The organism is Hellea balneolensis DSM 19091, from assembly GCF_000428525.1.
In the GTDB taxonomy this organism is placed as follows: domain Bacteria; phylum Pseudomonadota; class Alphaproteobacteria; order Caulobacterales; family Maricaulaceae; genus Hellea; species Hellea balneolensis.
Map to the genome: position 1 here is coordinate 78504 of NZ_AUAC01000002.1, position 10926 is coordinate 89429.

Genomic DNA, 10926 nt, shown 5'->3' on the forward strand with positions numbered 1-10926 from the left:
GCAATCGCAAGTGACAGTCCAAACGAATATAGTTAAGGAGTGCGGCTATGTTAGATGCAAGACGAAAAAGACTGGTTTATCGCGCGAATTATAGAGGCTTCAAAGAAGCTGATATGATATTGGGCGGTTTTGCCAAGGCTCATATTGAAAGCCTCACTGAGGAAGAAGTTCTCCAGTTTGAAGACCTGTTAAGCGCAAAGGATCATGATATTTATGATTGGGTTGCAGGAAAAAGTCCTGTTCCCGCTAATTATGATACGCCACTTCTGGACCGTCTGCGTAAGTTCAAACCCGTTCCCTAAGTGCAAATTCAGCTTAACCGATATGCAAGCCGTGAGCTTGACCTTATTGCGGCTGGACTGCCCGAAGGTGCTGATGCGCTCGTCTTCACGAGGGCTGTACGGCAGCGTAGCGGACGCGCCATGTTTATCGCGCGTGATGATACGCGGGCATCAGGATTTATAGCCGCTTGCCGATTTTTCGCGCCTGACATACCTGTTTTATCTCTCCCGTCTTGGGATTGCCTTCCATATGACCGTGTGTCTCCTAGCCGTACTTTGGCAGCTAGGCGCGCAGCGGCCTTGCATAGCTTATTAATCGCCCCAATTGATCAACCTATTATTATTGTTACGACCATTAGTGCGGCTACGCAAAAAGTTGCCCCGCGCTCTGTTATTGCCGGTGCTGGATTTCACGCTGCGGTTGGACAGCAGCTTAGGCGGGAAGTGCTTGAATCTTATCTGTCTGACAATGGTTATTCACGTGCCTCAACCGTGATGGAGGCAGGGGATTTTGCTATTCGCGGCGGATTGATAGATATATTTCCGCCTGCATTGGAAAGCCCGATAAGGCTAGATTTCTTTGGGGATGAGCTCGAATCTATTCGTGCTTTTGATGTTGAAACGCAGCGGACAACTGAAAAGTTAAAGCAGGTTCAACTCGCGCCCGTAAGTGAAGTTCTGATGTCTGATCTCGCTGTAGCGACATTTCGGAAAAATTATATTGCCGCTTTTGGCGGCGGCGTCAGTAAAGACCCCATCTATGCGTCGGTTGTGGAGGGTATCCGCCCGCAAGGGATAGAGCATTATTTGCCGCTATTCTATTCACAGGTTGAAACCATTTTTGATTATGCGGGGCCAGACACTCTTATCGCCTTTGATGGATTGCTCGAAGAAGCGCGTATTGAGCGCCGAGACCTGATTGAGGACTTTTATAGTTCTCGCCAAGAATATGTAGAGGCGCGTGACACAGGTTCAGGTGATCCGTCTAAAACGGCGGGTGTTTACCGTCCATTGCCAACCCATCGATTATATCTTGAAGATGAAAGCTGGGTTGAGATTACAGCGCCGCTTCAAATCCGAAACCATACAGCTTTTATCCCGCCGGACGCTGAGAACAAAGTAGGTTTCGGCGGTAAGTTAGGCCGCAACTTTTCGATTGAACGCCGCACAGAAGGGGCAAATGTCTTTGAAGCTGTCGTCGACTATGTCCGAACATTAAAGAATGAGAAAAAGAAAATTCTGATTGCAGCCTGGACTGAAGGGTCTTCTGAGCGACTTGGAAATGTGCTCGAAGATCACAATCTTATTGCCTCTCAAGAAAAACGAGGCCCTGATGCGCTCAAGATTCCTCCCGGCACGGTAAGACGTGTTATCCTGCCAATTGAGCAAGGTTTTACCTTCGGTGATCTATCTGTCATTTCAGAACAAGATATTTTGGGTGACCGTTTGGTCAATCGCGGGCGCAAGCGAAAAGCCAAAAATTTTATATCAGAAGCGGCAGCCTTAACGCCGGGTGACTTAATCATTCATATTGACCATGGTTTAGGCCGATATCTCGGTCTTCAAACGTTACAGGTGCAAGATGCACCTCATGATTGCCTACAGCTAGAATATCATGGCGGCGCAAAGCTTTATTTGCCCGTCGAGAATATTGAGCTGCTCTCCCGATATGGCTCAGCGGGTGATGGGGCTGTTCTTGATAAGTTAGGTGGCGTGGCTTGGCAGTCTCGTAAGGCAAAAGCCAAACAACGACTGAAAGACATGGCGGGAGAACTCATTGTTATTGCGGCCAAGCGGGCTATGCGAACATGTGAGCCAACCATCATTGAAGATGGGCCTTATAATGAGTTTTGCGCGCGGTTCCCTTATGCGGAAACCAATGACCAACTCAGCGCTATAGAGGACGTCTTTGGCGATCTTCGCAGCGGAAAGCCGATGGACCGCTTAATTTGCGGAGATGTTGGTTTTGGTAAAACAGAGGTCGCTTTGCGGGCAGCCTTTGCTGTGGCGATGAGCGGTAAGCAAGTTGCCATAGTTGCTCCGACGACAATTTTATCACGCCAGCATTTTAAAACTTTTTCAGAGCGGTTTAGAGGGTGGCCTGTTAAAGTCAGGCAACTCTCTCGTTTAGTTACAGCTAAGGATGCCAAAGCCACAAAAGAAGAGCTCTCCAAAGGGCAATGTGAAATTGTCGTCGGAACACATGCATTATTGGCTAAGTCGATCCAGTTTTCTGATTTGGGCATGATAATCGTGGATGAAGAACAGCGTTTTGGTGTACAGCACAAAGAGCGTCTGAAATCATTGCGCGCAGATATGCATGTACTAACTCTTACGGCGACGCCAATCCCGCGGACCTTACAAATGGCGCTGTCAGGCATTCGTGACCTTTCGCTTATTGCAACCCCGCCTGTCGATCGCCTTGCGGTTCGAACCTATGTCTCGCCATTTGATGAGGTGTCTATTCGCAAAGCAATCTTGCGGGAGCGTTATCGCGGCGGACAATCCTTCTTTGTGGCACCCCGAATTGCTGACATCCCCCGCATTGAAGAGTTTATGCGCGAATCCGTGCCCGAAGTGAAATATGTGATTGCACATGGACAGATGGTACCGGGCGCGCTCGAAGATATTATGACCGCCTTTTATGACGGACAATATGATGTGCTAATTTCGACCTCTATCATTGAAAGCGGAATTGATATCCCGTCTGCCAATACCATGATTGTTTACAGGGCTGATCGCTTTGGCCTCGCGCAGCTCTATCAGATGCGCGGTAGGGTGGGGCGATCCAAGGTAAGGGCTTATGCCTATCTTACAATGCCTGAAGCGCACCTTGCCACGCAAGGCGCTCAACAGCGCCTCAAGATATTGCAATCGCTTGATACATTGGGCGCAGGCTTTACGCTCGCTAGTCATGACCTAGATATGCGCGGCGGAGGTAATCCGCTCGGCGAAGAGCAATCCGGCCACATCAAAGATCTGGGCGTGGAGCTGTACCAGCATATGCTTGAAGAAGCGGTTGCGGAGCTTCGAAATGACGAGACACATAAAGATCAAAGCTGGTCACCCCAAGTCAATGTGGGCGTCGCAATTCTTATTCCCGAGAACTATATTCAAGACCTAAACCTCAGGCTCGCGACCTATCGCAGGATATCAGAAATTGAGGATGACGCGGCAGGCGATGCCTTAGCCGCTGAGCTCATCGACCGTTTTGGAAAATTACCCGAAGAAGTGGACTCGTTACTAAAAGTCATGAAAATCAAACGCTTATGTCGACAAGCGCATATTGAAAAGATAGATGCAGGCCCTATGGGCGTCGTACTGACGGTGCGTCATAAAGATGTGTCTGATCCGTCAATTATACTAAATGCGATTACCAAAAATCCGGGATGGCGGTTAAGGCCTGATCAAACAATTTTGGTCAAAGGTAATTTCGAAAACCCAATGACACGTCTCAGAGGGGTGGAACGTGCTGTAAAGGCTTTGATACGTTGATTAAGCGCTTATTTTAGTAAATGAAACAGGTTCGCCGTTAAGCTCCGAAAGAGCCGTTTCAATCAGCGTTTCACTATTTTCGTGAGGCATCATATCAATCAGAGCCGTCTCCAGCGATACTGTGAAGGCACCATTTTCATTATCACCCGAATCAAAAGCTGCGCAATCCACGATGGCTGATATCCGCTTAAGAACCGACGAAACAGAGGCATGGTTTTGGCCCGGGAAGGCAATTGCAAATGTGTTTGCGTCGAGCCGTGCTGTAATGTCTTGCATCCTGACAAGATTTTTAAGCATAGTTCCGACTTGAGAAATCGCGTTTGATATTCTCTCCTCAGACACCTCAAAATGCGCATTAGGTTTAACGCTTACAGCTAATAGGGCGAGAGGCTCTTGATCAGATTTCATGTTTTCACAGACGCGATGCATATGAGCCTTAAAGAACGCCTTATTAAAAACCCCTGAGGGGGTATCAATACATTTCTCGCCGCCAACGGCGCTGAATTCGGTTTTGAGTTGATCGTGAATACGGTGATAATTTGCGAGTTCCAGTATGCGGCCGCTAATCTCTTGCGTATCGGCATTTGAATAGAGTATATCTCGCGCCCCTTTTTTGTAAGCAAGATCATGGTCTTGGAATGTATCCTTATTCACCAAAAATAGGGTTGGAACATGGAAAAGCCTAGCATTCCGGCGCATTGTATCTGAAATAGTCAGGGCGGGTTCTGATTGCTGAAGCGCATTCATGACAACCGCATCAAATGTGCGTTCATGTAAATAATCGAAAGCACTAAATGATGTGAAAGCGGCGACGACTTCCACATTCTTTTTTTGCAATGAATTGATAATGACCATGAAGTCAGGTGTCGCCTTACCAATAAACAGTATGCGAAACGGATTACTTAGGACGTCATCAGACAATGTGTAATCAATATCAAAACTCTCGCGGAGAGTATCGACGCGGCGAATAATCTCTCGCTCCATTTGTCCCAAGCGTATTATTGAGCTTACGCGATTAGCAATTTGTGTAATGTGTGCTGGCGGGAAAATAACGCTGTCAAATATAGATGAGTCTATATTTCCCGGACGTGTTAACGCACCGATAAAGGGGACGTTTTTAGATGCAAAATGGCTTTTCAAGGCATTTATAATTAAAGGGGTCTTCTCGATATAGTCAGTAAAGACGAATAACACAGCACTTGGAGCGGCAACGGGCGTTCCCTTGAGAGTGTTGCCGTCAAATTCACAGAATTTTATTTCATAGCCTAAACTCGCAAGTGAATCCCCAATAAAACTGGACTCATGCATATTATCCGTAGCAATGAGAACGGTCATTTTTGTGGGTGCCACATTTAATGCAGGAGAATCGCTGTGCATAACCATGTGATAAATTAAACGACAAGTTCTTTCCGAGCCGTTAACTATAATAAAAAACCCACTTAATTTACATTAAGCGGGCCTTGTTTTTATAATGTGCTACTGCATAAGTGGGTTATTTTGACCAACCACAACTTCTGTCTTTGTTTTGCTCTTCCAAATAGGTCATGAGAGGCGCAAAATATTCTAAAATAGCAGATCCATCCATATCGCGCGTGCCTGTAAAAGCTTCCAGAGCATCAGGCCATGGCTTAGACGCACCCATCTCCATCATGGCGTTAAAGCGACGACCTACTTCTTTATTGTCATAAATTGAACATTGATGGAGTGGACCTTCAAATCCGGCCATATCACAAGCGGCTTTATGAAATTGGAATTGCAGAATGTGAGCAAGAAAATATCGCATGTATGGCGTATTGCCCGGAATATGGAATTTAGCGCCTGGATCAAATGCATCGCCAGGGCGTGTTTCGCCGGGATGACGAAGACCCTGATACTTTTCGCGTAGCTCCCACCAGCCTGAGTTATATTCGCTTTCGCTATACTCTCCGGAAAAGACCTTCCACCGCCATTGATCCACCATTAGGCCGAACGGAAGAAATGCCACTTTATCCATAGCTTGACGCATAAGAAGTGCAAGATCAGCATCTGCTCCCGGGATGTCTTTCTCATCAAGCAATCCAATTTTTACGAGATATTCTGGCGTGATCGAGAGCGCAATCATATCGCCAATAGCCTCATGGAAACCATCATTCGCACCAGTCTTATAAAAGACGGGTTGGTCTTTATAGGCGCGTTGATAGAAATTATGGCCAAGCTCATGATGGACTGTAACAAAATCCTCACCATTTATTTTGGTGCACATTTTTATGCGGATGTCCTCAAGATCGTCTAGGTTCCAAGCCGAGGCATGACAGACGACTTCTCGGTCTTCGGGTTTTGTGATGAGTGATCGCTCCCAGAATGTTTCGGGAAGAGCTTCAAATCCAAGGGATGTGAAAAATGTTTCGGCGACTTCAACCATTTTCTTCTGATCATAGTCGTTCTCCTTCAGAAGTGCGGTAATATCCACACCTTCGCCGCCGCCTTTAGGTGCCACCATGTCGTAAATGTTCCCCCAACTTTGCCCCCACATATTTCCAAGCAGGTCAGCACGAATAGGTGCATCAGCAGGTTGAATGTCATCCCCGTATTTTTCATTCAGGGCCGCCCGCGTATTGCAATGAAGCTGATCATAAAGCGGTTTAACTTGTCCCCAAAGACGGTCTGCTTCTTTCACAAAGGCTTCTCCGTCCATATCGTAACCACCTCGCCATAGAGCGCCAGCATCGGCATAGCCAAGCTCCCGCGAGCCCTCATTCACAATATCGACCATTTTGGCATAATCATTCCTCATAGGCGGTGATATCGTTCTCCAGCCTTCCCAAACGGATTGAAGTTCTTCGGGATTGCGTGATGTGGCTATGATGTCGGATGCTTGCCCAAGGTTTATAATTTCGCCATTGTGTTCAAATTTGCCCGTTCCATACGTGGCTTCTAGACCCGTCATGATTTTTGCAAGCTTTTCTGCTGCGCCATCCTTTTCTGGGGCAGGGAAGTTACTGCCGCGCTTCAGGCCATCCATTTTTCGCCGCATATCGGCGGGAAGTGAAAGCTCGTTGAACCGCTTTGCTTCATTTGCCAATCGCGTTGAAAGTTTCGCGCCTTGCGCGCCGGCCATCGCAGCAAGAGCATTTGTATCTTGTGTGATAAAGTTAGCTTGGATCCAATAGACTTTTGCTGCGAACCCGCTCAGCTCTATGATATCTTTTTCGGCCTGCTCAAGAAATTCTTTTGCTTCCTGAAGAGTCGGCGCGCCATTTTCCTGCCCAGCATTTGCAGCGGCTGTCAGTGCTTCGACAGCTTTCGTCGGCTTTTCTGCTTCGGCCGTATTAGGCTCGGTTGATGCCGGTTGGCATGAGGCGAGTCCTAATGCAGCCAGACTTGCTGCGGTGAGTAAAACTTTGCGCATGATATCCTCTTATTTTATATTCAATCCCTAGATACTATACTATTCGTAAGCACTGCTGACGTGCGGTCAAGATAGGACAGCATTTAACGCGCCGAATTTAGAAGCCCTATGGCTAAAAGGACACAGAATGACGGATAAACCCGGGCTTTTACTCGTAAATTTAGGATCTCCTGATGCTCCTACTACAAAAGCGGTACGTAAATATCTATTTCAGTTCCTCCACGATAAGCGCGTTATTGATACGAGCCGATGGATATGGTGCCCGATTCTGCATTTTATTATTTTGCGCACACGTCCCGCACGCTCAGCTAAAGCCTACGCTAAGGTCTGGGGGGAAGAGGGCGCTGAAGCACCCCTCGTGGCCATTACTCGCGCTCAGGCAAAGGGTATAGCGGAGCGTTTGGGCGAAGATGTTCATGTTGATATCGCCATGAGATATGGGAACCCATCCATCGGGAGTGCGCTTGACGCGCTAAAGGCCAAAGGCTGTAGACGCATCGCTATACTTCCGATGTATCCGCAATTTGCAGGGGCTACCACGGCCTCTGTATATGATGGTGTCGCTAAGGCTCTGACGAGGCGAATGGATGTTCCTGAATTGCGGTATTTGAGGGATTATCACGATGACCCTCGTTACATAAAAGCATTAGGGGAAGGGCTTAAATCTCATCTTAAGACATTGGACTGGACACCTGATGTAATTATGACATCATATCATGGATTGCCTCAAAGCTATGTTGATAAGGGCGATCCATATCAGGCAGAATGCATTCATACGACGGATTTGTTACGCGCTCATTTAAATATGAGCCATGCCGATATGCGCACGACATTTCAATCACGCTTTGGACCTAAAGCTTGGCTTCAGCCTTATACCGATAACACGCTTGAGAAGTTGCCAAGCGAAGGCATGAAAAAAGTTGCTGTTATGATGCCGGGGTTTTCAGCAGATTGTCTTGAGACACTTGAAGAAATCGCTCTCGAGGCCCACGAAACATTCGAAGAGCATGGTGGAGAAAAGTTTACCGCTGTGCCTTGCCTGAACGACGACCCTGAGCATCTTGATTTTCTAGCCGCCATAGCGAGAGAAAACTTGTTAAAGGGCTGGCTTTAGAGCGCTGAATATCGTTTCAATAGTTACATCTGGATCTAAAATCATTGTAGATGTCAGAGTTATGTCGGCTAGCTTAGCATATGACTTACCGCGTGATATCAATAAGTTAGGATAAGCGTCTAAGATGCTGTCTGTTTTCGATTTGCCGTCTATTTTTTTGTAATGCCCTGCCCAAATTAAAGGTTTGGGCTGTTTAAAATATTGTGTTTTCAAGCGCTCAAGATGTTCCAGTTTCGCCTCGATATAGACGATGTAAAATTCTTTACGAAGCGTGTTTAAAACGGTTTCATCGGTGTAAATCACGCTTCCCGTTGTATCAATCATCGGGTTTTGAACCGTTGTTTGCAGAGCTTCTCGCGTTGCACGCGTTTCAAGCGCAATCGACTCAGCTTCTCTCTCCGCATATCCTTTTGTGTATGGATGCCCTTGCCACTGTGCAAAGGCTTCCATGCTGTCATGGCCAAGGTTTTCCCAAATGATTTTATCTACTTCTATGAGATTGAAGTCATATCGCACTGCGAGCCGCATGGCGGTGTAGCTTTTACCAATGTTTGACATTCCGATGAAAGCAAGTTTTAGCCGACCTTCCGCATATTTGTCGTCAAATTCCTGGCGGGTGAGTTTCATTCTGCGTGGATGGCCAAGTACGCGTCTAAGGCCTGTAAAGATGGCGACATGATATGGAACCGTTTTTTCTTGCGCATTGCTTTTTCAAGCGGTTTAGGAAGTGGTACATCTTCGCGTATGATGCGCTCGACGCTATCAGCAAATTTAGCGGGATGGGCCGTGCCGACAACGACTTTCACAAAGTCCAAATCTACGTCCTCAGAAAAGGCTTCCATCGCGAGGTGGCCCACAGCTGTATGTGGGCACATAACGTAGCCACTTGCGCTGAATATACGGCGCATATGGCGTTCTGTTTCTTCATCTGAAAAAGACGCCCCCCAACAGACCTCAGATACAGAGTTATAGTCATTGTCATATAAGTCTAGGATACGAGGGAAATTATTCGGACGGCCAATATCCATAGCATTCGATAATGTCGGAACTGAAGGGCGAGGCGTATACTCGCCAGTTCCAAGATAGTCTACAAAAGGGTCATTTGTGTTATTACCAATAACAAAACGTTCAATGGGAGCGCCCATTTTTTTGGCGATTAGCCCTCCGGTTAAGTTGCCTAAATTTCCGGATGGAATGGAATAGACAATGGGAACTCCGGGATGGGCGGCCTTTAGCTGCAGGCTTGTCCAAAAATAGTAAAAGCTCTGCGGAATAACTCGACCGACATTTATAGAATTGGCGGACATGAGAGAATAACGCTCTGTCATGTCTTGATTGGCGAATGCGTCTTTTACTAATTGCTGACAGTCGTCGAATGTGCCGTCGATAGAAATCGCTTTCACATTGGAGCCCGCTTTACCCATCGTGCAAAGCTGCTGTTCCTGTATTTTACTGACACCGCCTTTTGGAAATAGTATGAAAACATTTATCCCGTCTTGGCCTAAAAAGGCATCTCCTATAGCTCCGCCTGTATCACCGGACGTAGCGACGAGTATGGTGCGTTTATCAGCCGTCTTACTCATAATATGGCTTGCAGCCCGTCCCATAAATCTCGCCGCAAAATCCTTAAAGGCCAAAGTAGGGCCATGAAAAAGCTCAAGGATATAATCCCGTGCGATTTCAGGTGTGGCTGAGTCCAGTTTCTCGCCGTCTAATGTGACGAGCGGAACTGGAAAACTATAAGCGTCGCGGCAGATGGCCTTCAAATCTTCATTAGAAAAACGATCATCCACAAAATGCCTTGCAAGCTCAGCTGCGCAATCTCCAAAACTCATAGCGCCGAGCTTAGCTGTCTCTTGAGGAGAAAAACTGTTTATTTCATCCGGCATCCACAACCCGCCATCGGGCGCAAGGCTCGCTAATAAAGCATCGCCAAAACTTGCCGTAATTTTCGGGTCAGAATGAGAATGGTAATTCATGAGGCGCTCATTAGCGAAAATAGCCTATTTTGCAAGGGTAAGCTGACGCCTCTAACTTACCGTTCGCACGGCATGAGCTAATATATTGACCATGGTAGCATGCAGAGGAACTTCACCCGCGTTTTTTATGCTGTGAGTTCGATCAGCTTTGTAACGTAAAGTCTCGCCGGACTTTACTGTCCAACGCTCGCCTTCGACCCTAACTTCGGCTTCACCCGACAGTATAGTCAGGTTTTCTACGGAGCCCTCAGGATGAGCAGAGCTTTCGAGTATTCCATGAGGTTTTGCACGAAAGTCATACCATTGTACCCATTGAACAGTATCAATGGAGCCGATGATACGTAGTTCACACAGGCCGTCTTCACTTTGTAAAAGCGGGGTATCTTGAATAGCAGATTTTTGGACCAGTGCTGATCCACTGTTTCCGCTGGACACAATAGCTTGCACACTTGTTCCGAGGGCTTGGCTTAAGCGCGACAGAGTTGCAAGCGAAGGATTAGCTTCATTCTTTTCGATCTGAGAAATCATTGATTTAGCGACACCGGAGCTTTCCGATAAATCGCCGAGGGACATTTTGTCAGCTGTGCGGAGCCGCAATATGGTTTGTCCTAGTTTTTCACCTAAGGCATCAGTTTGGGCGCAGGGTTGTCGTTTTTGTCTGGCCATATC

8 protein-coding genes are annotated in these 10926 nt (G+C 47.1%); 3 read left to right on the forward strand and 5 right to left on the reverse strand.

Annotated elements, in window-relative coordinates; translation table 11 throughout:
- The first annotated feature begins 47 nt into the window (after positions 1-47).
- Both F569_RS0100490 and mfd read left to right on the forward strand, forming a co-directional pair.
- The gene (locus F569_RS0100490) at positions 48-302 is read left to right on the forward strand and encodes an FAD assembly factor SdhE (protein WP_026940567.1); all 255 of its coding nucleotides are present in this window, start codon (positions 48-50) and stop codon (positions 300-302) included.
- Positions 303-3776, forward strand: a complete 3474-nt coding sequence (mfd, locus tag F569_RS0100495) for a transcription-repair coupling factor (protein WP_051279029.1) — start codon at positions 303-305, stop codon at positions 3774-3776.
- Here mfd and F569_RS0100500 read toward each other — a convergent pair whose 3' ends face one another.
- A complete protein-coding gene (locus tag F569_RS0100500) occupies positions 3777-5111 on the reverse strand; it encodes a GGDEF domain-containing protein (RefSeq protein WP_162143705.1) in 1335 nt (444 codons plus the stop codon).
- Positions 5112-5268: 157 nt separating this feature from the next.
- Positions 5269-7164, reverse strand: coding sequence for a M2 family metallopeptidase (locus tag F569_RS0100505; RefSeq protein ID WP_026940570.1), 1896 nt, complete (start codon positions 7162-7164; stop codon positions 5269-5271).
- A 127-nt stretch (positions 7165-7291) separates the two neighbouring features.
- Here F569_RS0100505 and hemH point away from each other — a divergent pair, with 127 nt between their 5' ends.
- Positions 7292-8278: a ferrochelatase gene (gene hemH, locus F569_RS0100510; protein ID WP_026940571.1), complete on the forward strand. Its 987-nt coding sequence runs from the start codon at positions 7292-7294 to the stop codon at positions 8276-8278.
- Here hemH and F569_RS0100515 read toward each other — a convergent pair.
- The 3 genes from F569_RS0100515 to F569_RS0100525 are packed head-to-tail and all read right to left on the reverse strand — an operon-like array spanning position 8261 to position 10923.
- A complete protein-coding gene (locus F569_RS0100515; protein WP_026940572.1) occupies positions 8261-8905 on the reverse strand; it encodes a shikimate kinase in 645 nt (214 codons plus the stop codon). The two genes, hemH and F569_RS0100515, sit on opposite strands and share 18 nt — an antisense overlap.
- Positions 8902-10257 (reverse strand): threonine synthase, encoded by a 1356-nt coding sequence (thrC, locus tag F569_RS0100520; RefSeq protein ID WP_026940573.1) that lies wholly within the window; start codon positions 10255-10257, stop codon positions 8902-8904. Before thrC ends, F569_RS0100515 begins: the two co-directional genes overlap by 4 nt.
- 51 nt (positions 10258-10308) lie before the next feature.
- On the reverse strand, positions 10309-10923 hold the full coding sequence (locus F569_RS0100525; protein ID WP_026940574.1) for an XRE family transcriptional regulator: 615 nt from the start codon (positions 10921-10923) through the stop codon (positions 10309-10311).
- Positions 10924-10926: the final 3 nt, after the last annotated feature.